The organism is Marinagarivorans cellulosilyticus (genome assembly GCF_021655555.1).
In the GTDB taxonomy this organism is placed as follows: domain Bacteria; phylum Pseudomonadota; class Gammaproteobacteria; order Pseudomonadales; family Cellvibrionaceae; genus Marinagarivorans; species Marinagarivorans cellulosilyticus.
Map to the genome: position 1 here is coordinate 184,969 of NZ_AP023086.1, position 24,650 is coordinate 209,618.

The 24,650-nt window shown below is 46.3% G+C and carries 15 protein-coding genes; 8 read left to right on the forward strand and 7 right to left on the reverse strand.

Translation table 11 applies throughout. The features are described from left to right. Positions 1-8: 8 nt before the first annotated feature. Positions 9-623: an acyltransferase gene (locus MARGE09_RS00725; protein ID WP_236985456.1), complete on the reverse strand. Its 615-nt coding sequence runs from the start codon at positions 621-623 to the stop codon at positions 9-11. 421 nt (positions 624-1,044) lie between these two features. Between MARGE09_RS00725 and MARGE09_RS00730 the strand changes: the two genes are divergently transcribed. After that, positions 1,045-2,739 (forward strand): pectate lyase family protein, encoded by a 1,695-nt coding sequence (locus tag MARGE09_RS00730; protein ID WP_236985457.1) that lies wholly within the window; start codon positions 1,045-1,047, stop codon positions 2,737-2,739. Between the two features lie 95 nt (positions 2,740-2,834). On the opposite strand, the gene MARGE09_RS00735 is transcribed toward MARGE09_RS00730, so the two are convergent. The 4 genes from MARGE09_RS00735 to MARGE09_RS00750 form a co-directional block, all read right to left on the reverse strand. After that, positions 2,835-4,127 (reverse strand): GGDEF domain-containing protein, encoded by a 1,293-nt coding sequence (locus tag MARGE09_RS00735; protein ID WP_236985458.1) that lies wholly within the window; start codon positions 4,125-4,127, stop codon positions 2,835-2,837. A 368-nt stretch (positions 4,128-4,495) separates the two neighbouring features. Continuing rightward, positions 4,496-4,942 carry a hypothetical protein gene (locus MARGE09_RS00740; protein ID WP_236985459.1) on the reverse strand — a complete coding sequence of 149 codons (447 nt, stop codon included), beginning with the start codon at positions 4,940-4,942 and terminating at the stop codon, positions 4,496-4,498. A gap of 147 nt (positions 4,943-5,089) precedes the next feature. Beyond that, positions 5,090-5,839: a DUF2799 domain-containing protein gene (locus MARGE09_RS00745; protein ID WP_236985460.1), complete on the reverse strand. Its 750-nt coding sequence runs from the start codon at positions 5,837-5,839 to the stop codon at positions 5,090-5,092. A gap of 305 nt (positions 5,840-6,144) precedes the next feature. Continuing rightward, positions 6,145-7,167, reverse strand: coding sequence for a CE1 family esterase (locus tag MARGE09_RS00750; protein ID WP_236985461.1), 1,023 nt, complete (start codon positions 7,165-7,167; stop codon positions 6,145-6,147). Between the two features lie 300 nt (positions 7,168-7,467). On the opposite strand from MARGE09_RS00750, the gene MARGE09_RS00755 reads away from it, so the two are divergent. Both MARGE09_RS00755 and MARGE09_RS00760 read left to right on the forward strand, forming a co-directional pair. Further along, positions 7,468-8,916 carry an ATP-binding protein gene (locus MARGE09_RS00755; RefSeq protein WP_236985462.1) on the forward strand — a complete coding sequence of 483 codons (1,449 nt, stop codon included), beginning with the start codon at positions 7,468-7,470 and terminating at the stop codon, positions 8,914-8,916. Between the two features lie 249 nt (positions 8,917-9,165). Next, complete coding sequence (locus tag MARGE09_RS00760; RefSeq protein WP_236985463.1) at positions 9,166-9,837, forward strand: response regulator transcription factor; 672 nt, start codon at positions 9,166-9,168, stop codon at positions 9,835-9,837. A 45-nt stretch (positions 9,838-9,882) separates the two neighbouring features. Here the strand turns inward: MARGE09_RS00760 and MARGE09_RS00765 are convergent, their stop codons facing one another. Further along, positions 9,883-12,099 (reverse strand): polysaccharide lyase family 7 protein, encoded by a 2,217-nt coding sequence (locus MARGE09_RS00765; RefSeq protein WP_236985464.1) that lies wholly within the window; start codon positions 12,097-12,099, stop codon positions 9,883-9,885. Positions 12,100-12,622: 523 nt separating this feature from the next. Beyond that, entirely contained in the window at positions 12,623-13,663 is a 1,041-nt protein-coding gene (locus MARGE09_RS00770; RefSeq protein WP_236985465.1) for a LacI family DNA-binding transcriptional regulator, read from the reverse strand. Between the two features lie 382 nt (positions 13,664-14,045). On the opposite strand from MARGE09_RS00770, the gene MARGE09_RS00775 reads away from it, so the two are divergent. From MARGE09_RS00775 to MARGE09_RS00795, 5 genes are all read left to right on the forward strand, one after another. Then, positions 14,046-16,097, forward strand: coding sequence for a TonB-dependent receptor (locus MARGE09_RS00775; protein WP_236985466.1), 2,052 nt, complete (start codon positions 14,046-14,048; stop codon positions 16,095-16,097). A gap of 501 nt (positions 16,098-16,598) precedes the next feature. After that, positions 16,599-19,073 carry a rhamnogalacturonan lyase family protein gene (locus MARGE09_RS00780; RefSeq protein ID WP_236985467.1) on the forward strand — a complete coding sequence of 825 codons (2,475 nt, stop codon included), beginning with the start codon at positions 16,599-16,601 and terminating at the stop codon, positions 19,071-19,073. Between the two features lie 79 nt (positions 19,074-19,152). Continuing rightward, complete coding sequence (locus MARGE09_RS00785; RefSeq protein WP_236985468.1) at positions 19,153-20,007, forward strand: hypothetical protein; 855 nt, start codon at positions 19,153-19,155, stop codon at positions 20,005-20,007. A gap of 91 nt (positions 20,008-20,098) precedes the next feature. Beyond that, on the forward strand, positions 20,099-22,795 hold the full coding sequence (locus MARGE09_RS00790; protein WP_236985469.1) for a GDSL-type esterase/lipase family protein: 2,697 nt from the start codon (positions 20,099-20,101) through the stop codon (positions 22,793-22,795). Positions 22,796-23,001: 206 nt separating this feature from the next. Next, positions 23,002-24,630 (forward strand): GDSL-type esterase/lipase family protein, encoded by a 1,629-nt coding sequence (locus MARGE09_RS00795; protein ID WP_236985470.1) that lies wholly within the window; start codon positions 23,002-23,004, stop codon positions 24,628-24,630. The last annotated feature ends 20 nt before the right edge of the window (positions 24,631-24,650 follow it).

Here is a 24,650-nt window from a genome sequence, read left to right on the forward strand (position 1 = left end):
CGTAAACTTCAGGTTCGATTTTTAATAAACCGCGCTGGGTTACCGGCTACTACAGTATTTTTTGCTACATCACGTGTTACCACGCTTTGCATCCCCACAACTGCGCCGCTGTGAATCTTTACGCCATCTACAATCCCTACATGCGCCCCCAGCCAAATATCGTCTTCTAATGTTATGCCTTTAGAGTTTACCGGTTGCTTGTCGATAGTGCGCTCTGGGGCGGTGCCGTGGTTGAAGGCGTAAAAGTGGCAATAGGCGGCGATGCGGCAGTTATTGCCGATTGTTATGCCTTGGCTGCCGCCATCCATTGTAACGTGATGATTAATACCAACATTTTTACCGATGTTTATGGGGCCGTGTAGAACGGCATCTGCGCCGATAAAGCTGCCGCTATCGATTGTAATTGGGCGGCCGCGCTCGGCGAATAGTTTGGCGTCTGGTGAAATAAAACAGTCGCCAGTAATTACGACGGTTTCCATATCTTGCAGGTAGGCCTGCCATTCTTGTTGCCAAGCGTGCGCCCACGCGCGCTGCTTGGGTTTGAGTGTCCAATAAAGCCAAGGCATGTAGCTGAGTCGTTGCTTGTGTTGCTCTCGGTATTTTAATGTTGGGTCTGTAGTCATGGTATTGGTGGTGCTCAGCCGTGTGATGGCTTGTGGTGTGCTTTATTGATGAATACGATTTTAGCTGCTTTGTTTCCTTGCATCACACTTTGCCTTTGTTGTGCATCACAACATTGAGTTTTGGTGGTTATTATCTTTTAAAGCCTTGTAAACCCTAGAGCCTTTACGGTTCGGGTGCTTTAGAGCGTTGGCCTAAATGCGGCTCTCAGAATATTACAATACTGGTTATTGGGTGTGTTTTGTAGGGAGAATTAATCTCTAAAGATAGTTACTGTCGCGCTATTACCGCGCCTTGAAATCGGCTATTCGGCCTTAAAAGGCATTGTGCATGAGTATGTGCAAGCCTGCTGAATCAGCTGTAATGCTGTTTTAGGCGTACTTAAAAACCCATAAAAAGTGTACGCTTGAGGAGTTAAAACTGATGATCTGCAACAAAAAACGGCATCTGGGCCAGCGGTTGGCCAGTGGTATTGTGCTGGCCAGTGCAGTGGCACTGCTAAGTGCTTGTGATGGTGGAGTCGAGCAGCCTGGTAGCTCGTCGGCTACAGCGGTAAGCAGTGCGCCTGTGGTGTCTTCAAGTGTTGCAATTAGTAGTAGTGCTGCACCGGTTGTAAGTTCTTCCAGCGTAATCATTCCTTCCAGTAGTAGCGTTGCCAGTTCTAGCGAAAGCGGCAATGTGAATACTATTATTCTGCAGGAAAACCAAGCGGGTTTTTGTGCTGTAGATGGCACAATTGATAGTAACAATATGGGCTTTTCCGGCGATGGCTTTGCTAATACAGATAACGCCGAAGGCCAATCGATTAGCTGGCAAGTTAATGCGCAGACAAGTGGCCCTGCGACATTAGAATTCCGATTTGCCAATGGTGGTGATCCGCGTTCAGGGGACTTATCTGTTAATAGTGGCGCTAATGGAACCCAACCCGTTACCTTAGCGAATACCGGCGGCTGGACAGATTGGGCAACGGAAAGTGTAACGGTTGACCTTGTTCAGGGCTTAAATAACATTAAAGTCACGGCCACGTCCGATCAAGGCTTGGCCAATATCGACTCTTTAACGGTAACAGGGGCTGGTGTATCGGCTGGTGATTGCGGCGGTGTTGCATCTTCTAGTGCGATGCAGTCGTCTTCTAGCGCTAGCGGTTCTGTAGGTGTTGGCGAACCACCTGCGCAGTGTGAGGCTATGGGTTGGGCTACGCGCAAAGGGCGTAGCAGTACACCGTTTAACGTAACAGGTGGCGGTAATGCGCAACCGATTATAGTTAAAAGCTTTGCCGACCTTTCAAAGTACGCTGGCGATGGTTCGCCCCGCGTTATTTATATTGATGGCACTTTAGGTGGTGGCTGGTCTGGCCGCAGCGGGGACCGCTTAATTGTTAAATCCAATAAAACCATTATTGGTATGCGCCCAGGTACGCAGCTTAAGGCGCCTATCCAAATTAAAGATGCATCGAATGTCATCATTAAAAACATTGTTATTAAGGGGCCCGGTTCTAGCTCTGATCAAGCGTGGGATAACATTGTTATTGAAGGTGCTTCCAAGAATATTTGGGTCGATCACAGTGAGTTCTGGAACGGCCAAGATGGTAATGCCGATGTGGTAAAAGGCGCCGATAACGTCACCTTTACTTGGAATATATTTGGATATACCAACAACGGTGGTCACAACTTCTCTAACTTAGTGGCATCGTCCGATAACGAACCACAAAGCGTAGGCAAGTTGAATATTACTTTGATGTTTAACCATTTTCGTGGTGTTGCCCAGCGCCAGCCGCGCTGTCGCTTTGGTGATATTCACGTAGTGAACAACTTATTCACCAAAGATGGCATGGCGTCTGATAATGGGATTTCTGCGGGCAAACAGTGCCGTGTACTGGTAGAAAATAACCACTTTATTGGCATTAAACACCCTGTGCACAAACGCAGCGGTGGTAAGTCTGAATTGCGAGGCATGAATATATTCGAAAACACCAGCGGTGATACCGCGGGTAATGGCGGCCCAGCGTTTGAGCCTCCTTATGAGTATAAAAGCCTACTTGTTCCTGCATCACAGGTTAAAGGCTTGTTGCAGGGTAAAGTGGGTGCCACGCTTTCTAGCCCGAGCGCTTGCGAGTAAACAACAATTATCGCTTGGTGTATTGGCACTAAGCACGAATGTTTACGAATTACTTCTACGACAAAAGCTTGCTTACTTCACGACTGTTTTGTGAATTAAGCGAGCTTTTTTTTCTTTGCGGTTATCTCTTGCCCTAACACAGCACAATTGCGGCCCTTATGTTTCGCTTGATACAAGGCATCGTCGGCACATTTAAAGGCTTGTTCAAATTCATCATTTGCGCTAAAAGTTGTTATGCCAATACTAATTGTTACTTTAAGTGATGGGTCTATGGCAAAGTCTAGGGCGGCTATTCTTTGGCGTAATGTTTCGGCTAAGATCAAAGCACCAGTGGCCTCAGTATTGCGTACAGCGATAATAAATTCTTCGCCGCCCCAGCGTGCTAAGTAGTCGCTTTGGCGAATATTGTTTTGCAGTGTTTTTGCTGTGCGTTTTAACACTAAATCACCAATATCGTGGCCGCACTTGTCGTTAATGTTTTTAAAATGGTCTAGGTCCAAAACAAGTAAAGTGACTTGCTCGTTTTCTTGTAAGTCCTTATAAAAATCACTGAGCGCGGCTTCCAGACCATTGCGGTTTAATACGCCGGTTAGCGGGTCTGTCATCGATAATTTTTTATATTTTTCTGATTCTTGCGATAGTGTTTGGGTAGCGAGCCGTTCTTGCGCAAGGCGCTTTTGGATAGTAATAAAACGCAGCAAAACAGATAGCAAAAATGCAGCTAACCACGCTGCCAATAAAATCGGGTAAAGTTCTTCTACTGTTATTAACCTGCCTACAAAAGCAATTTCTTCTAACTTAATATCATGCGCACCCAATTCCATTGGCGCGCCTAATACTAGCCCAATAGCTGTGGTCTCGCTAAAGTGTGGGTAGGTATATTTGATGGGGGCATCAGTAAAACGCTGAATCCACCAATCGGGTATGCTGATCCGGCGTAAATCGATCGTAACGCCTTGCGTTAGGTCGGTGGCGCGAATTAGAGCTTGGGCTATTTGAATGGCATTTGCATTGGTTGTTGAATATTCGTTTAGCCAACTATCCGTAAAAAGCCTTAACCACTTTTCGGGGCTATCGAGCTTGGCTTTTAGATAAATGGCATCATACTCCGATAAATCGAAGTTCTTATCGTCGTTTTTTAGGCTGATATTAATGCCACAGTTACTATAGCCCTCTTGGCTAATCATATTACATTGAAAGTGGAGCTTTTCTTCGTTTGTCCAGCTGACTTGGCCGGACGCGGTAGGCTCTACAAAATTGTGCGCAGACAGGTTAGGGGCGGGATAAATGGCTGTACGTCGTTCTGGTAAGTGGTCCACCGCAAGAATGCACGTTAAAGACGCTAATGCGCCCAGAAAAACGGCTTTAAAGGTTACTGGAACCTGCATAAAACTGCCCCATAAAGCATGCTGGTCATACAAGGCATCAATACGGAACCCTGTTAATCGGTATGTAATAAGTTTAGCTAGCTTATGATATTCGTCCAATCACGGTGGAGTAGTCAAAAGTGACGAAATGGAATAAGAGAATATTATTCATTACGAAAGGCGGGGAAGTGATACGAGTTTATTGGGGGGGCTGTGCGGAGCGCCCATGGATTGGCTTGAGCGAGTCCAGAAAAATTGTCGGCTGCCGCTAAGTTAATGATATTGCCACGGATGGAGGAAATGCAGAAAGTTGCTAGGAGCAACTTCTGTCCTTGCTGTCACAAAAAATCACTATTTTTAGAGATGCCCTATAGGTTTTTTAAATTTTTTCAGTTGTAGGGCTTTAATAATTTTATAGCCTTTAGCACCCGAGTTGCCTTGAAAAGCATATACAGCCCAACAGTCACAAAAGCCAAGCTAATCAGCTTGGGGCCAGCACCCAGTGATGGGTCTGAGAATGCGGAATAACCGCTCAACCCTACTACTGGCGCTATAATGCCAAATAGGATATTCATCCAGAGGCCTTCATTTCCTTCAGTTGCGCAAGTAATATTCTTGTACGCATAGGCATTAAAGAACTTGCCCCTAATTTTTCCAGCTACGGCAATAATATCGTTTTCATTAATGGCAGAGGGTTCGTTAGAGCGAATTTTAACCTGTTGCGGGCCTAAAAAAAATAATGAAACGTAAGTTGTAGAGGTTGAATTGTCGTTGGAATTTCTCGTGACTTCCGAGCTATGTCGAACGCGAGACGCGGTACCCTTTATGACTTCCATACGAGCCTCCTAAATTGTGGCAACATTATTGATATGATTAAGTTACCGTTAAATTTAGATGTCGTCAAAATTTAACGACTAAAGTGCTAAGTTAATCGATTTTGCGGGGTTAAAGCGGTGCTGGGTTTGAAGAGTGTTGTGCATGATCTATTGGGCAACGCCTTGCTGTACCTTAAGTAACGTTTCATACTCTTGTTTAGCGTGTTCGAGGGCATCGAGTTGTTCGTGATAATCCCTGTCTAGTTGTTGGTATTGTTTCTTGTAATATTTTATTGTTGCTAGAGCTTGCTTGCGAGAATCGGAAGTACTGGTATCGCTAATAATGATAGCTTCGGCGGCGCTGATGTGTTCGCTGGCATCGTCCATTGCTTGTTGGGTATTGTCTAGGTCATCTTCTAGGCTATGGATATGCCCTTTAAGCTGCTGCTGTTCTTGGCCTGCTGTAAAACCCTGATGAAATTCAGGATACCGACTTGCCGGGCAGTTTGGGTTTGTTGCGTTTCCCTGCGCGCTGGTTTTTACGCCGTTGCTGTAGTTACAAAAGCGATTAACGCCAGAGCGATAACCTTCCGCATAGGTAGGGAATTGGCTGCGCGGGCACACTGCATTGTAATCCTTACCTTGCTTGCCAGTGTTTAGGCCTTGATCGAAATTGCAGTATGTTTGTAGGCCTTGTTCATGGCCGGTTTTGAAAGCATTAAAGTCCGCTTTAATTTGATGCTTGGCGCAATCTTGTTGGTAAGTATTAAAGCGCGCCATGCTCTTGCCTTGGTTTCCTTGTTGAAAACCTAGCGCTTGCCAGTTGGCCAATTGGCACTGGTCTTTATTCATGCTGGCGCAACCGTTAATAAGCAGAGCGCTTACAACAATAAGGGCGGCTCGGGTTAATGAATTCATTCAGGCGCTTCCGTTGTTAATTCACAATGTAGACGTAAAGGTTAAAGAGTATAGTCTAATCGTGTTAGCTGAATACCTCATGAACTCGCGCATTAGCGGGTGCTAGTGTTTGTGTTGGTATGTTTGGCGGGAAATACTGTGTTGGCAGGGGGGGGAATATGCAGCAGGGGGAGAGCGGTGGAACTCTTAGTTACTGTGAGCTATATACCTAGTAAAAGCATACTTAATAGGTGTAACCAATACTTTCAAAAAAGGTAAAGCAGCCGCGCGCCCTGTATGCGCGCAGCTAGTCGTTGGGTTGTAGGTTAAGGCAGGGTAAACCTTTTCATAAAATCCCAGCCCCTTTGCGCACTTTCTGGCGAGTGGCCACTATTCGTTGTACACAAGCCTACTTCAACACCATCGGTGCATTGGGTATTAATTTGGCAGCCGTTATTATTCTGACTTTGGTTGGTGCATTGATTTTTTTGTTTCCAAACATCATTCGTGGCTGTTGCGCCTAAAAAGTTGATGCAAACACCTGTCAGACAATCTTCGCCGCCGTTATAAATAACCAAATTGTCGTTAGTGGCGCGCTGGCTAAGCAATGGCACTGCGCGTGATGGGCTGCATTGGCCCACATTTTCTTTTAATAAATCAAAGGCTTCTGGCGCGAAGGCTGCAATAATATCTGATGCATGGCAGGCTAAATAATGAGTCATGCCGCCACCCATGGAAAAACCAGTAGCGTAAATACGCTTGTCATCAATATTAGCTACATTTTTGACATCGTTAATAATTGCTTTCACAAAAGCAACGTCATCTACGCTACGGTCGCTGGTACAGCATGTTCCAACATTCCATGCGCCACCAAATGAACCGTTAGAGCCCGAAGGTGCAACAAGAATAAAACCTTCTTGATCTGCCATTTCTCGATAGCCTGTTGTGGAAATCTCTTGGCCGCCATTACCTCCTAAGCCGTGAAAGCGTAAAACCAGCGGTACTAATTTATCGGTAGGGTAGCTTGTAGGCACATACATATTGTAGCTACGGGACTTACCGCCAACATTAATTTGTTTTGCTCCATCGCTTGGGCGTGTGCTAATTAATTCTGGGCCAGCTACACTAGAGCTTGTAGACGATGAGCTTTCAACAGAAGGGCTAGTGCTTGACGAAAATTCGCTAGAGGAAGAGATACTGGGTGCTATTGAAGAAGCGCTCGATTCAGTTTGACTTGACGAAGATTCCACTGGCGGTTCTGATGCGACACAGCCAGTAAAAAATATTACGCAAGCGCACACCCAAAGGATAAATGGCTGTGTACGATATGGTGTGGAATTGAATGACATAATAAGCCCTGTAGTTAGTCGTGAATTTTCTCGGCGGCAAGCAGTAATGCGGGCGCTAGCAATACTCAGCCAAGTAAAATCTACTATAACGATAAAAAATATGGATAATGTGGAGAAAGTGTGTTTTTTGGCGCTGGGTTTTGGGGTTGATTTTTCCAGCAATGCAAATGGCGATGAGCTAAAAATATTGAACTCTTTCACATGCTTGATAAGTATTTTGAGGTTTAGAGGCTAAGCGCGCCAATATAAAAAACGATATGGTGGTTTTTAAACTTTAATGCGATACGGTAAAGGTTTACGATGAAAATAAAAATTGCCTATAAGATCATCAGCCTTAATTTGGGTATTATTGCTTTTTTGATGATTTTATTTTCCACCTTTAGTTATTTCAGTAGCCGTTCGATGTTTAGTGATGCGCTCAATGGTATTGATGATGACGTTATAGAATTCTTAGCCGAAGATCTTAGTCAACACCATACCTCGCATGGAAATTGGGATGTCCTTGTGGCTTCTCCAGAGCTTTGGGAGAAAATAATCAATGAAAGGTTTTTTGCAGTTTTCTTTGCGCGAATAGAAGAAGCTAGACAAAGAATGACAGAAGAAGAAAGGACGTATGTCGATGAAATGGCAGCAAAGTCTACGGCGCCCCAACCGAAATGGGAATTTCCTTTTGGTACCTTTTTACAGCGTTCAACTTTATTGGATAAAGATAAGAATGTAGTTATACCGGCGGAGATTGCCACTCAGGATGTCAATTACCAAAAAATAAAAGTGCAAGGTCAAGTTGTTGGCTGGGTGGGCGTGGGTACAATTAATGTTAATGCATTACCATTGGCTAATTATTTTTATCAGCAGCAAATGCATATTATGTTTTGGGTGGTCATTATTGGTGGTGTTATTGCATCTTTGGTCAGCATTTTTTTATCCCATCAAATAACATCGCCAATAAAGAAGTTGACCGTAGGTGCAAAAGAAATAGCAAAAAGAAACTATTTAAATTCGATTGAAGTCGATAGCCGTGACGAACTTAAAGAGCTGGCCAATAGTTTTAATGCGCTATCTCATGAACTCTATTTATTTGAACAGCGGCAAAAGCAGTGGCTCGGTGATATTGCTCATGAATTAAGAACGCCTGTAGCTATATTAATTGCTGAAATATCGGCTATTTGCGATAATTTAACGAAATGTGATATTGAGTCGGTATCAAGTTTGAAGCAGGACGTATTGCAAATACAGCGCTTGGTGGAGGACTTGCACGAATTATCTAGGCTTGATGAAGAGGGCCTTAGTTTCGTTAAAGCGCCTTTTGATTTTATTGAGCTGTTAAAGCTCCAGCTAATGCATTTTGATCATAAATTTAAGCGCAGAGATCTAACCGTTCATTTTTCTACCGAAGAGACTAGCCCACTTGTTATAGGTGATAGCGATAGAGTTACGCAAGTGCTGCACAATCTATTTGATAACTGTGCAAAATATACTGAAGTTGGTGGTACGGTATGGGTTAGCTTTGTGCAATACTCAGAATATAGTGAGCTTTTAATCGAGGATTCGGGCCCTGGTGTATCTGATGACTCTTTACATCGACTATTTGACCGTTTGTATCGCGAGAGCCCTTCGCGTAGCGGTAGTGGTGCGGGGTTGGGGCTTGCGATTTGTAAAAAAATTGTTATTACTCACGACTGGCAAATAAAAGCTGAGCGTAGTCAGTATGGCGGGCTTTTAGTGCGATTAACTATGGGGCATCTCTAAAAATGCACTTTTCCGCGATAGCGGCTTACAGGTTTTCGCTCCTGCAAAACCTGTATTCGGTCCATCCATGCACATTAGCTCCGTCCTCGAGTCCTCATTTACACCACGTAAACTGCGGCTCTCGGCTTTGGCTCCTTGCGTCGCTCTACCTCCTGAATCCATTCAGTCGTCCGGGCGGTGCTTCTTTGCTCTCACAAAAAAATTACTATTTTTAGAGGTGCCCTATGGCAACTCAATAAGTTGTGAATTATGAAAAGCATTATTCTAGTTGTTGAAGACGAAATGCGGTTATCGAATGCTATTTGCAAGTATCTCGAGTCAGAGGGGTATGGTTATAGGCAAGAAGCGCTCGGCGCAGCTGCAGTTGATAGTGTTAAAACTATGCAGCCCGATTTAATTATTCTTGATGTGATGCTACCCGATATGGAGGGGCTTGCGGTATGCCAGGCTATACGCCAATTTTCAACAGTACCTATTATTATGCTTACCGCTCGGGTTCAGGAGTCTGATCGCTTGGCGGGGTTTTCAGCAGGCGCCGACGACTATGTCTGCAAGCCATTTAGCCCCAAAGAGCTAATGTACCGAGTTCAGGCTGTATTAAAGCGTGTTTCGAAACCTAAGACAGAAAATGCTATTTCCTACGAGGGTATTACTTTAATTTTGGACGGCTATAGGCTTGTCGTGGCTGGCAATGAGGTGGCGGTAACACAGACCGAATTTCAAATTCTACAAATGCTGTTAAGCCAACCAACCACCGTATTCAGTCGTGAGCAATTATTAACTAGCGCCCACGGTAAGTACTTGGAGCATTACCAGAGAACCATTGATAGCCATATCAAAAACCTTCGGAAAAAAATCAATGTTTCCGGTAAGACAAATTTTATTAAAACTGTATATGGCGTAGGCTATAAGTTTGTTTAACGAAAAGGATGCTGTGCTTCCTTGCATACCTGTTTCATTCCTTAACTACATTCGCACGTAGCTTACATCGGTCATGGTGACTATTGCATTGCGAATACCAAATTGTGCATAGCAATCAAGCATCGATTGAGTATCGCCTGGCGTGCCGCACTTAACGCTGCCATTGGGGTTTTGCGACTGAAGGTAGTTGCCAAATTTAAAGTATGCCAGGCCATCGTCAACGGAATTGCGCTCAAAGGTTTTGCCAAAGGCAGTAATGGTTACTAGCCCGTGATTGTTAATTACCTCGAGGTCAAATGATTCACCACTGCGAATAGTGCCCAGTGCCATTTTGTCTTCATCGCTACTCACTTGAATGCGCGCGTAAACGTCGAATATGCCATTGCTAGCTTGGCTGTCTTCAAAGCCAGATTCGTTAGTGTCGGCTACGAACACTTTAAGCAGCGTTGTCACATCAACGCCACCGTGAATTTGGCTAATAATGGTTTTCCCACCATTGGACATTTCAACTTTTACTGTGGCCTTAAATTTTTCGTAAGTCGCAAAAAAATCAACGCGCTCGCTGCTCTTAATTTTATATTCATGGCGCAAGCCATTGCCGCCAGATGTTGTGTGCTGCGCAACCAACGGTAAAAACTGTAGCGTTTTATTGTTGATTAAAGGGCTCAGGTTTTGCGCACCACCTTCTAAGTCAAAGAGGGTGCCATTAGTAATAACAGATGGGATGTCTGCTCCGGTTTCTTGTGCGGGCGTTTCGGTATTATTGCTTTCGCCTGGTCGTACACCGGTTGTTTCACCTTCGTAAGTTTCAAATAAGTGTATGCGCGAGACGCGTACTTCACCGGCAGCATCTGCAGGCTCGTTTTGAGCGTCATCGCCTTTAATGGACTGTAGGTAAATTGAAGATTGTGTGTAGGCGCCGACTTTAAAGAAACCCGTCGAATCACTGGATTCCCAATCGTTTGCATAGGTTTGTCCGTTGTCTAGGTTTTTAAGATAAAGATAAATGCGACCACCCTCTACAGTGACATCCACGCGCAGGCGCTGGCCCAATTTATATTCAAAGTTATCCTTACTTGGGTCTAGGTAGACTTTATTGGTTTCGTTCCAGATATACCAAATGCCACCAGGGCTATTGGCGCTATATTGAACGCGCAACGGTTCATCTTCCGGGCCGTGAATTTGCACAACACTAATTTCTGGTTTGTGCACGGGCGTTTCGGTTACGCGTAAATCAACGCTAATGTATTGAAGATCATCTACGGACCAGTAGTTATCGCCACCGCCTACACGTTGCCGCAATTCCGAGCGAGGATAGCTAGAGCCGCTGGTGGTTGCCCCTGCGCAATGCGCATTAAAAACTATTTCGCCATTTTCGACGAAGAAGTGAGGTTCGCGAAGGAGCATCTCTAGCTGCTCATCTTTAATTTCATCCGCATTGTGGTTTATGTCGTCTTTGCTACTGCCACCAGAGCTATCATTGCCATTTGAGTCTACCGGCAAGGTGATTTTCCAGCGGGCAATATCGGGCACTACTTCGACGGGGTAAGCTGCATTTGGGTTTACTGGGGCAGCAGAACTTGCCACTGAAGAGGTGCTAGCGTTTGTGCTGGAGGACATAGAAGATGTGGCCGGAGCATTATCTGAAATGCAGGCGGGGTAGGCATCGCACTTTGGGGCGCAAGCGTAATCATCGCAAAATAGAAGGCTGGCCTCTGTAATGCTGTTCCAGCTAGAGCCGCCCGAATTACCATAGCCGACAACGCGAATAAAGGGCATATCGATTTGAGTGTGGAATTTCACATCTGTCTGGCTCAGCCCGCCGCTGCTTTCGGTGCGCGCAACAACCGTGTACCAATCTTGGCCATTGTCACTGGCAAGTACTTCGTAATATGCCTCGCGTTCGTTACCTTTATGCCATGCGATAGAGATGCCACCTAGCGGTTTCGCGGGGTTTACTTGGAATTGTAACCATTGGCCTTGTCCGTTTGCGGCCCAATAGGTGCCTAGGTCGCCATCGTTAACATTACCAACAGAATTCGGGCCGTCTTCCATGCTTGCGCTGGTTAGCAGTGAAGGCGCGGTGTTTTGTTCGCTAGAGGACTCTGAACTTGCTTGCGATGAGCTAACGGCAGAGGCAGAACTTGAGGCGGAGCTTAAAGTGGACGCTTGGCTGACATTTTCGCTAGAAGCTGATCCAGCAGGGCTCCCCGAGCAGCCCGCAATAGCGAGACAGCCTAAGGCAGCTACTGCCATAAGCATTTGGGCATCTCTAAAAATGCACTTTTTTCGCGATAGCGGCGTCAGCTCCGTCCTCGAGTCCTCGTTTACATCACGTAAACTGCGGCTCTCCGGGCGGTGCTTCCTTGCTCTCACACAAAAATTACTATTTTTAGAGGCGCCCATTTGTTTATTTTCGAATATAAATACACCTTTTGTGAATATAGCTTCAGTTTATTATTCTTTTTTATCCCTTTTATTTGTAATAAATACCCTTGATTGCACCATAATTAAAATATCAAACGGTGTGTTCTTAATAAGTGAGTAGATTGTCACAAATACAATATCCTCTACTTTGCAAATAGGCGCAGGTAAAAATAACTGTGCGCTGTTGCACAATCGCGATGTTTTCTTGCTCTAAAGACGGGTGTATCCCGCAACTAAGTTGTTGCGGTTTTTTTCGCGGGGGAAGGGCGATATTTTATTGCTAGGGTCTTTGCTAAGGTTGGGTCTTTGCTTGGGTTGGATCTTGCCTAGGTTGGGTCTTAGCTAGGTTGGGTCATACTTAGGCTGGATCTTTGGGCGCGGCGCCGCTGCTATCGCGCACAATAAGTTGGGTAGGTAATATTTTGCTCTCGTGTGTGAACTCTTTACCTTCAATAATTGAAACCAGCATGTCGACGGCGCGCTTGCCCATTTCTTCGGCGGGTTGCGATACGGTAGTGATAGTCGGGTGCCAAAATTCGGCGTAGGCGATGTTATCAAACCCAACGATGGATACTTGCTGTGGAATTTGAACGCCCTGTGCTTGCAGCGCCTGTATGGCGCCCATTGCCATTTGGTCACTCATACAAAAAAGTGCCGTGGGCGGTTTGGCTTGGCACATGATTTTTTTGGCAGCGTCTTGGCCGGAACCCAGGGTAAAGTCGCCTTCGCTCACGTATTGCTCGGAATATTCTAGCCCTGCAGCTTCTAGCGCTTGCCGGTAGCCGGCTAGGCGCTCCATGCTGTGCGGGTTTTCGCGTAGCCCTGTTAAGCAGCCAATGCGGGTATGGCCCAGCGATACTAAATAGTCCACCACTTTTTTGGCCGCTAGGGTGTTATCAATTGTTACGCTGCAGTTGGGGACATTTTCGCAACCGCAGGCGTACACAATAGGTAGTGGGTCGCCGTCAACGTGAATTTCGTTGGGGCGAAGCTGTATTAGGCCGTCGGCTAGGCGGGTTTCCACTCGGTGCACATATTCTTGTTCGCGGCTATTTTGGTCGCGGGTATCGCCAAGTAGTACGGCGTAACCGCGTTGCTGTGCGCGATCCTCTATGGCTTTAATCACTTGTGAGAAAAAGGGGTTGGTTATATCTGGCACCATCACAACGATGCAAAATGATCGAGAAGAGCGGAAATTGCGCGCGAGCAGGTTTGGACGGTAGCCCGATAAGGCCACCGCATCATTTACCTTCTTTAGTGTTTTCTCAGAGACCTTCTCTGGAATGGCTATCGCACGCGATACGGTTGCCACTGAAACACCCGCTAAGCGAGCAACATCTTTAATACTGGCCATAGTCTGCCAAGGTTTACCGTCCAAATAAAAATGAATGTAACTCAAACCTTCTCATAAGCCTAGCACGTGCACGGGGAGATGGTTATTTTCCTCGTAATGATCATTTTTTAACCTAAAATACTGCTTATTTGTGATGGGGTTGTTACTCCTCTCGCAATGTAACCGTTTTCATTTAGGTAGAATACTGCGCTAGCTAACGTTTATGCGGGCCTGTTTGGGCTGCAAGCATTGAATAAACAGGTAAAAAATCTGATGTTCCGAGGGTTTTATAGTTTTATAACGTAAAAATACAGGTAATGGCTTTTTCTGGGGGTGCTAATGAATTGCGGTGTAAACGTTATCATTTCGCCTTAGAAGATGCGCCGCGGTCATTTTGTGGCAAAGAGCAAAGCTTGAAGCCCGTAAAGTATTTGAAGATAGGTGATAAATGCGTTTTTTTAAGAGTGCTTCGCTACTTGTTTTAACCTGCTGCACTGACTTGGTTTTTGCGCATGGCGTAGCGATCATAGAGGAAGTTGTTGTTAAAGGCCGCAAGGCTAACTTAATCGATAAGGCGATGTCGGCATCGCAAGGCGGTGTGTCGCAGGAGGAATTGGCGATGAGGCCAATTTTGCGCACGGGCGAAATCCTAGAGCTGGTGCCCGGCATGGTGGCCACGCAACATAGCGGTAGTGGCAAGGCGAATCAGTATTTTTTGCGCGGTTTTAACCTTGATCATGGTACCGATTTTGCGACTTTCGTAGATTCGATGCCAGTAAACATGCGCAGCCACGGCCACGGCCAAGGCTATACCGATCTTAATTTTATTATTCCCGAATTAGTCGGTTCTATCGATTACAAAAAAGGCGCTTATTATTCGCAGGTGGGCGATTTCTCGGGTGCGGGTTCGTCCACCATACACAGCGCAACAACTCTGAACGCTAACCAATTGGCGCTTAGCTTGGGCGGCTATGGTTACGGGCGCGGTTTAGTGATTGGTGAAACCGCTAATCAGCTAATTTATGGTTTAGAGCATCAAATTTACGAGGGCCCTTGGGATGATGTGGATGAAGACGTCAATAAAACCAATGCGTGGTTAAAGAAGGTTTGGGGGCAGGCTAGCCATCAAGTAAGCCTGACGTTCATGGCCTACGATAACCAATGGAATTCTGCCGATCAAATCCCTGCGCGCGCGGTGCAAGACGGCATTATTTCTGAGCTAGGCTCGCTAGATACCACGCTAGGCGGCGAATCCAGCCGCTACAGCCTTTCGGCTCGTTGGCAAAAAGGCGATCACCACAACCGGTGGGTTGCCAATGTGTATGCGATCAATTATGCAATGTCGCTGTGGTCCAATTTTACCTATTACACATCGCCGCAGGGCGATCAGTTTGAGCAAATTGATGACAGGATGATCTACGGCGGGGATGTGGCTTACTCCCGCGAAGGCGATTTTCTAGGGCGGCCCACAAGTAATACCGTGGGGCTGCAAACCCGCTTTGACGATATTAGTGAAGTGGGTTTGTACTCTTCGGCGGCACGGCAGCGCACGGGGGTGGTGCGGGCCGATAGTGTTGATCAATACAGTATCAGTGGCTATTGGCAGAATACTCTGCAATGGAGCCGGCAACTGCGCAGTGTTATGGGGGTGCGCTACGACAGCTTTAATTTTGCGGTTGACCCAATTGCAGCCAAAGACGAAACAACGCTGGCGCAGAATGCAGGTAAAGCCAATGACGATATTGTCAGCGCGTCTTTTAATCTTATTTATGTGTTAAACGACAATTACGAAACCTATGCCAGTATTGGGCAGGGGTTTCACTCCAACGATGCGCGCGGCACTACAATTCAAGCTGACCCCACTACCGGTGATACGCTAATGCCTGTTGATCCTTTGGTTGATAGCTTGGGCTATGAGTTGGGGGTACGCGCTTACAGGGCCGATAAGCTAAATGCATCGCTAGCACTTTGGCGGTTAGATATTGACTCAGAGCTACTGTTTGTAGGTGATGAAGGTATTACCGAAGATACGGGCGTGGGTAGCCGGCGTCAGGGTATAGAGGCAACGGCTTATTATTCGCTGCATGAGCGCTGGAATCTCGACCTTGAGTACGCCTATACCCATGCGCGTTTAAATACCCCTGGCCGCGGTGAAAAAATTCCCGGTGCGCTTGAAAGCGTAATCAGTGCTGGATTGCACACGCAGTGGAGCGATGACTTATATAGCCACCTTCGTTTGCGCTACTTTGGCGATTACCCCTTAGACGATGGTGAGACGGCCCCGGCTAGTACACTACTGAATTTGCGCATGGGGTACCAGATGGCGCAGAATTTCACTATTACGGCAGATATCCTTAACCTGCTAGATTCTAATGACCATGATGTTGAGTATTTCTACCAATCGCAGTTAGCGCACGAGTCAGCTCCGGTGGCCGACCACCATTATCATGTATTTGAGCCTCGCACATTGCGGGTGCATTTAGCTTACCTCTTAGAATAAAGCAGCATTTAGCTTTTGATATTTCTTTGCGCCCAGTTGGCCTGCCGCTGGCCTGTCAGAGTGTAACCGTTTGCATTTTATCGGTAAGACCGCTGATGACTGCCAGCGAGGGCTTATATGTAATTACTACTATTCAAGAGGTTTAGGATATTTTTCGGTATGTTTTTGGTTAAAATGTGCAAAGTGCACGGTTTATGATTGGTGGCTGCTGTAAATTACAGCTATGTAATCGATTACATTTTGGCGGTGGTAGTAGGTAAGGCCTTAATTGGTCAGCCAACGATGTACAAACCTTATGGCTTTTGGGTGGTAATCAGTTATTGAAGCGTATTTAGCTGGCAGTAATTGATGAGTAGAGCTGCATGCGGCTCTTTCCCCCTTTTTTTTGGGGCAAGGGCGCTATGGGTCGATTAAAAGCAGGAGCTAAGGGTGCTGGCCGCATCACAGGCTTCAGTAAATCAATCTAGAAAACTGATAACTACATAATTGAGGATCCACGTCATGTTCAGAAAAATCGCTTTAGTCGGTACCGCCGCTGCATTGGCAGCCTGTACTGGCGAGCCGACGACGAGCAGTAGCCAAGTGGCTATGAGTAGCAGCCAAGCGCAGCAGTCATCTGCGCCGGTCATTGCTTCGAGCTCTAGCGTGGCACCTGTGGTGAGCAGCTCTGTAGCGGCAAGCTCGAGCTCTGTAGCCGATATTGATCGCGGTAATCATGTTGAGCCTGTAGTACAGGCAATGTCTGGCAAACAAATGGAAAAGCTAGACCGTGGTTTAGTCGCCGTTAAAACGGGCGACGGCGTATATGTTAGCTGGCGCATGTGGGGTAACGAGCCCAAAAGCACAGGTTACAACCTTTACCGCAACGGTCAGAAAGTTAACGCTACGCCTATTACCACCTCAACCAACTATTTAGACCGCGGCGCCGCACAAAACAGCACATACAGCGTGCGGGCTGTGAATAACGGCACCGAAGGCAGTGCTAGCAAGGAAGTGGGTGTTTGGGCACAGCAGTACCACGCTATTGATTTAACGCCACCACCCACCGATAGAATCCCAAGTGGCGACTCTTACAGCTATTCGCCCGGTGATGCCTCGGTGGGCGATTTGGATGGTGATGGCGAATACGAAATTGTCTTGAAGTGGGACCCTTCCAACCAGAAAGACAGCTCGCAGTTTGGTTACACCGGTAAAGTTTTTATCGATGCCTACAAGTTGAGCGGCCAGCGTTTATGGCGGGTTGATTTAGGGCCGAACATTCGCGCCGGTGCGCACGATACCCAATTTTTGGTGTACGACTTTGATGGTGACGGCAAGGCCGAATTGGCCGTGCGAACATCTGATGGTGCGCGCGATAGTGCCGGCACCTTAATAGGTAGAGCCAATCAAGACCATTATGTAAGTGGCCATATTGGCACTGGGCCGGAATTTCTCACTATGTTTAATGGTGAAACCGGTGTTGCCATGGCAAGCACAACCTACCCGAACGAGCGCGGTCGGTTAGCAGACTGGGGCGGTAATAGCTTAGGTCGGCAGCTTAATCGCTCGAATCGTTATTTGGCGGGTGTTGCTTACGTTAATGGTGAAACCCCAAGCATGATCTGGGCGCGCGGATACTACGATTACAATGGTGTAGGTCAAACCAAAATCGCAGCGGTAGATTGGAAAGATGGTCAATTTACCACCCGTTGGGACTTCTTTGCTAAAACCCCTGGCGGCCCAAACCCCGAGTATGTATACCAAGGTGCACACAGCTTAAGTATTGCCGATGTCGATGGCGATGGTCGTGATGAAGTGGTGTACGGCGCTGCGACAATTGATGACGATGGTACTGGCTTGTATTCCACCCGCTTATGCCACGGCGATGCGTTACACGTAACCGATATCGATTTATCCAACCCTGGGGTTGAGGTATTTATGGTGCACGAAAGTGAAAGCTGCTACGGCGACTACGGCGTAGAAGTACACGATGGTGCAACCGGTCGCATTTTATATTCTGCTAATGTTTCGGGTGATATCGGTCGCGGTGTAGCCGCTGATGTAAACCCAGATCACCCCGGAGTCGAGGTTTTTGGTTCGCGCGGCAATACTTTAACAGCGGACCGTCAAGTGTTACCTGGCCGCCCCGGTACTAACTTTGCTATTTGGTGGGACGGCGATTTACTGCGTGAATTAATGAGCGGTAGCACCATTGATAAATGGGACCACCGTGCCGGCCGAAATAATCGCATTTTTAATGCTGATGCAGTATTTGGCGGGGCCAGTAATAACGGCACCAAAGCAACGCCAGCATTATCGGCGGATATTCTCGGCGATTGGCGCGAAGAAATTATTATGCGCAATAAGAATAACCGTCAGCTGATTGTTGCCACAACAATAGTACCGACTGATCATCGCATTTATACCTTAATGCACGATTCGCAATACCGTGTGGCCATTGCATGGCAAAACGTAGCCTATAACCAGCCTCCCCATACCGGCTTTTTCTTAGGGCACGATATGCCTGATGCGCCAACACCGAATATGCATTATGCCGGTGAACGTATTGAAGCACCCTCTGAGCCTATTTTAGAAGTTCAAGAAAATGCAGCGGGCTTTTGTTCTGTAGCCGGTGTTATCGAAAATACTAACGGCGGTTATACCGGTACAGCCGGCTATGCAAACTCAGATAATGTCGAAGGTGCCAATGTGACTTGGGCACTAGATGTGCCAAAAGCGGATGACTACTTAATTAGTATTCGTTACGCCGGCGCATCCGATCGCGCTGCAAGCCTAAGCGTTAATGGCACAGCAGGGCCAAGCCTTGCCTTCGGTTCGACAACTACTTGGACTAACTGGCAAACCGAAACCGTAAAGGTACGTTTAACGGCGGGCAATAATCTATTAACCCTTACGGCTAATAGCGCCGATGGCCTTGCTAATATTGATCGCTTAAGTGTATGGCACACCGGTGTTTTAGCGGGTAATTGTCCGTAGCTTGTAATAGGTCATGTTGATAGGGCGCTCTATAGCCGTGGGTTATAGGGTGCTCTTTGTAAAAGAGTGGTATTGCTGTATGAACATCACAATGTTTTTTTTATCACGCAAAAAACAAGTCTCTATTAAAGTGCTTCACTTTTTATGCTTGCTCATATTGGGCGGCTTTGCGTCACACGCTAACGCTCATGCCTATGTCGATTTCGCCATTGAAGATGTTTGGCTCGATAAAAAATGCCATCTAAATGTGGCCATTAGAAATACTGGCGCTGAATTACCTGATCATTTTTATTTTTCCCGGAAGCCTGCGGCGCTAAAAATTACTAAAGGGCAGCAGGAAGAGGCCTCGGCCTCGGTTACCAAACTGGATAAAAAAAAGCTGTTGTCCAGCGATAAGGACTTGCTTGTTATTAAGTCGAAAACGGTTTTTGCTAACAACACAAAGCCAGTGACTGTAAGCATTAATTACGGGACTGAGTTTGGCGACTTTAACCAGCGTAACGACAGCCTAACCCGTGCTATGGATTGCAAGGTGGGTGAGGGGCAAATAGCTGGCGAGGCTATTGAATACTTTGCACCCGATGTGGCTATTAACCATGTCAGCATAGATGAAGAAAGTTGTAAGCTAAAGCTAGAACTATTTAATAAAACAGGAATTGCGCTAGACCAAAACGCTTGGTCAAAAGATAACGGCGTAGAGATTATAATTAAAAATGCCGGGACGAGTGAGCGTCAAGAGCCTATAGCATTAAAGGCCATAGATCCACAACAAGAATTTACACGTTCTGCGCCAGTATTAAAATGGCAGAGCGATTTTGAAATTACACAAATGAAACATATTTCCGTGGCTGTTTGGTACGTGAAAGACGATAGTGATTTTACCAATAATGAACAGACTATCGATGTACCTGATCGCTGTGTTAATAAAAAATAAAGGGCGCCTCTAAAAGGTAGTTTTCCGCACTAGCGGCGCCCTAAATATAAGAAATAAAAATTAACTGAAACAAGTTAACCCCGGAGATTTTGTGAACTGGTTAAAAGTTCTTTTACTTAGTAGCCTATTGATAGGCTGCGTTGCCGACGATACCCCAACGTCGTCTACCAGTAGCGAAAGCATAACGCCTGCATCTTCTGAAGCGGCGCAATCATCAAACCCTGTAAGTAGTTCGTCAAACACAGGTAACGCCAGTTCAGAAGCCGCCGCCGAAAGCTCGGTGCCGGTAAGCTCTAGCAGCCTGGCGGCAGAGCCCATACTGCAAGAGGTTATAGAAGGCAGCGATAGCTTATGTGCATTTAACGGAATATTCGAGTCAACACATGCCGGCTTTGAAGGTGCAAGCTACGTTAATGTTGATAACCAAAATGGCGTTAAATTACAGTGGCAGTTAAGCGCCCAAGGCGCGCAGACTGTCGCGGTCACCATTCGCTTTGCCAATGGCGGTGCCGATGCTCGCCCGGCAATAATGACGGTAAATAATGTTGCCGGCGAAACGCTAGACTTTAATAGCACTGCAGCTTGGGCGACATGGGACAGTGTGACATTTAATGTCAACCTAGTGGAAGGCGAAAATACCCTAGCATTAACGGCTACCACTGGTGCAGGCTTAGCTAATATCGATAGTATTACAATGCCCGTTGACAACCTAGAGCTAACCACCTGCGCGGATGCGCCTCCTGTAGTTGTGCCCCCGATTACTAGTCAGCCCCAGGCGGCTAAAGTGTATGTGGTGGGCGACTCAACCGTTTCTACTTATCGCGATAATGTTTTCCCAATGACTGGCTGGGGACAAGTACTCACGCATTATTTTGATGGTGCAACTCAAATTATTAATCATGCTATTGGCGGCAGAAGCTCGCGTAGTTTTTATCAAGAAGGCCGTTGGCAAGCCGTGGTTGATGAATTACAAAACGGTGATTATGTTTTTATTCAATTTGGCCACAACGATCGCGACTTTAGTAAAGCAGAGCGCTATACGCCCACAGATGATTATGGCGATTATTTACAAATGTATATCGACCAGGCTAAAGCCAAGGGTGCTATTCCTGTTCTAGTGACGCCGATGGTTATGAATGCCTATCGCAATAATGTATTGCGTAATGTTTTTACCGAGTCGGGTAATGATTATGCCGGCACCATGAAAGCGGTGGCGCAAACAAATAATGTTGCATTAATTGATCTAAACCAAAAATCCTTTGAGTTAGTGCAGCAAGTAGGGCCAGATTACGCATCGCGTTATTTGTTTATGATTTTGCCTGCAGGCGAATACTCTAATTACCCTAATGGCAGTAATGACGGCACGCATTTTCAACAAATGGGTGCGGTTGAAATGGCGGGCCTAATTGCCGAAGGTGTGCGAGAAATTGGCAGCCGTGCCGATATGCAATTGTTGGCGGGTAACTTAAAGCCTGTTTTGCCATTCAGCGTAACAGCGACGGTAAGCGGTGCGGGTTTAGTATCGCGTAATGCTACTTACCCTGCGGGCGCACCGATTACCTTAAAAGCGCTACCCTCCGGTAATAATTACTTTAATGCCTGGTTCCAAAGCGGAAATCGTTTGGGTACTGATGCTTTAATGCATTGGACTATGCCAAATCAAGCGACCCGTATTGACGCCCAATTTAACGACACAGCTGTAATGGACGGTGACAATACCAGTTGTGGTACTGCGCAAAACGGATTCCCTTATTGCCAGCAAGATAATGCAACCGACCCTGATGGCGATGGTTGGGGCTGGGAAAATGAAGCCAGCTGTGTTGTACCCAATGGCATTGTTGATCCAGAGCCTGGCCGTTGCGCCAGCACTAGTGCGCAGCCAGAAAATAACTACCCTAAAGCCACCGTATTTTTAATCGGCGATTCAACAGTATCGAACTACAACGCAGGTTACTATCCGCAAACAGGCTGGGGGCAAGTATTTCAGCCCTATTTTAATCGAGATAAAATTACCGTTGATAATCGTGCATTGGGTGGCCGCAGCTCTAAAAGCTTTTATAACGACCACTGGAACGATGTAAAAAGAGATATTAAAGCTGGCGATTTTGTATTTATTCAGTTCGGTATTAACGATCGCAATAGATCAGACCCTAATCGTTATGCTCCAGCTGACGGTACATTCCAAGATTACATGACCCGTTTTGCAAGAGAAACACAAGCCTTAGGGGCGACGCCTTTCTTTGTTTCAACGGTAGTGCGCAATGCGTGGAGGGACGGAGGTATTTATGAGGCATATCATGAGCACCCGGTAGTAACGCGTGAATTAGCACGAAGCTTAAACATTGGCTTGATTGATCTCGATGGCGCTGCGACACAGTTCTTAGAAAGTGTAGGCGAAGACTATTCCACCTATTTTATGTACATGAATGTAAGCCGAAATGATTATTCAACATTAAATGCTGACAAGTCAGATAATGTGCATTTCCAAGAAATGGGTGCGGTAGAAATGGCGCGTTTAGCGGCGCTACAAATAGAGCAACAAAAAAACCGTGACGATTTTAAACAGCTTGCCGCAGCATTGCGCCCAACATACCCACTGACTGTAACTGGCAATGGCAATGCACTGGTTACAAAAGGTTATGCCTACCCAGAGGGCACAAGGGTGACATTACGCTACCGCGGTAGTGGTTTTAACGGTTGGTACCATAATGGCCAAAGTTTATCTCGCAATTCAGTAGACACTTACACAATGCCCGCAGCGGCAGTAACAATTACGCTCTCCCCTTAAGCGGTATGCCAGGGGGATTAAACCCCTTGGTTTTTTTAAGGCTTACAGCACTTTAATCTTTAACCAATTTTAAGGTTCTAGAATTCTTTCTGGGATTTTGAATATAGGGTTCGTGCGCCTGAAATTTGTAATTAGCTGCAATATTTGTTTAAAGAATGCTCTTTTGGCTCGATATTAAAACTAAACATTACTCAACGGATACAGCAATGAATAATAAAATAAGACGTGTAGAGTTATTATTTTTACCTTTACTGGTTCTTGGGCTTGCGGCTTGTGATGGCGGTAATCAGCAAGCCTCTAGTGGCGAGCAGGTGGATGCAGAATCTTCCAGCGTTGCTGTTAGCAGCAGTTCCGTAGCGAGCAGTATTGTGCCGGCCGGCAGCAGTTTATCGGTGCCAAGTAGCGCAGCGGCAAGTTCAAGTGTTGCGTTGGATACAGTATTGTTTGATATCGACAGCGCAGCATTTTGTGGCGGCGCCGGTGTGTTAGAGACAACGCATTTAGGCTTTACCGGCAACGCTTATTTTAATGGCAGCAATGCGCAAAATGCCGCCATAACATGGCAAGTAAATGCGAGCACTGTGGGCGAATATACTTTTAATATTCAATTTGCCAATGGCAGCGATGCCGAACGCCCAGCCACTTTAAGTGTGAATGGTGAAGCCGCAGCAACATTAAGCCTAGCCCCGACACAAGCTTGGGATGCCTGGCAGAGCGAAGCCGCTATCGTACAGTTGGCACAGGGCGAAAACGAAATACGGCTAATAGCCAATAGCGCGGCTGGGCTTGCCAATATTAATTATTTAAGCGCTATCGGTAATGGTATATCGGGTGGTGAGTGTCCTGAACCTGTGGTTAGTTGCAGTGGGACCGCCGATGTCGATATAGCTGCATTGATGTCGTGCAACGGTAACCCTGCGGAGTGTATTTTTGGTGGTGATGAAGGACATTATCATGTGGCTATGGAAATTGATGAGTCATTCAGCGGTAATTTAGACGTTTACGCCGAGGCAAGACGAAAAATGATCAGTACGCCGATATCGAATGGTGGCTGTGTTGATTTTCTAGTAAATGTTCGTTCCCCGGAAGGGCAGCCGATTCAAAATGTTGACCGGGGTATTGATGGCTTAAATTTACGCCTTAATCAAAATGCAGCCATTTTAAATGGCTTATCGGTTAAAAAAGTTGATAACCCAACGGTATTGTTTATTGCCGGAGATTCTACTGTTGCTGACCAAGAGCCGCAATTAAACAAAAATCCTCGTTCACGTTTTACTGGCTGGGGGCAATTTATACCGCAGTATTTTAATAGTGCTATCTCTGTCGAAAACTACGCAGACTCTGGTGAGGGTACCGCAGCATTCCGCACGGATGGCGGCGGCCTATGGAATTTAATTAATCGCAACCTTAAAGCGAACGACTGGGTGCTGATTCAGCTGGGGCATAACGACAAAACAACGTCTGCATCGGTTTACCGTTCACGCATTAACGGTATGGTTTCTGCTATTAAAGCCAAGGGAGCCACGCCGGTATTAATCAGCCCTATGGTTAGAAACACGGGTTCCTCGTTGGGTTCGCAGCACATTTACGGTGGCCTTAATGTGCGCAATGAATTAATGCGTATTTCGAACGAGCACAACGTTGCCTTTATTGATCTTATGCAGCTATCCAGTGAATGGGCGTTAAGCGTTGGTCAATCTACCGCGCAAACTTATTTTGTCGATAACGATCGCACGCACTCCAATGAGTTGGGTGCTGACCTATTTGCCAAAATGATTGTAGATGCGATTAGACAGCAAAATATTGCATTGACCGATCACCTAAAAAATCTTTAGAGGTTCCAATAAAACATAAA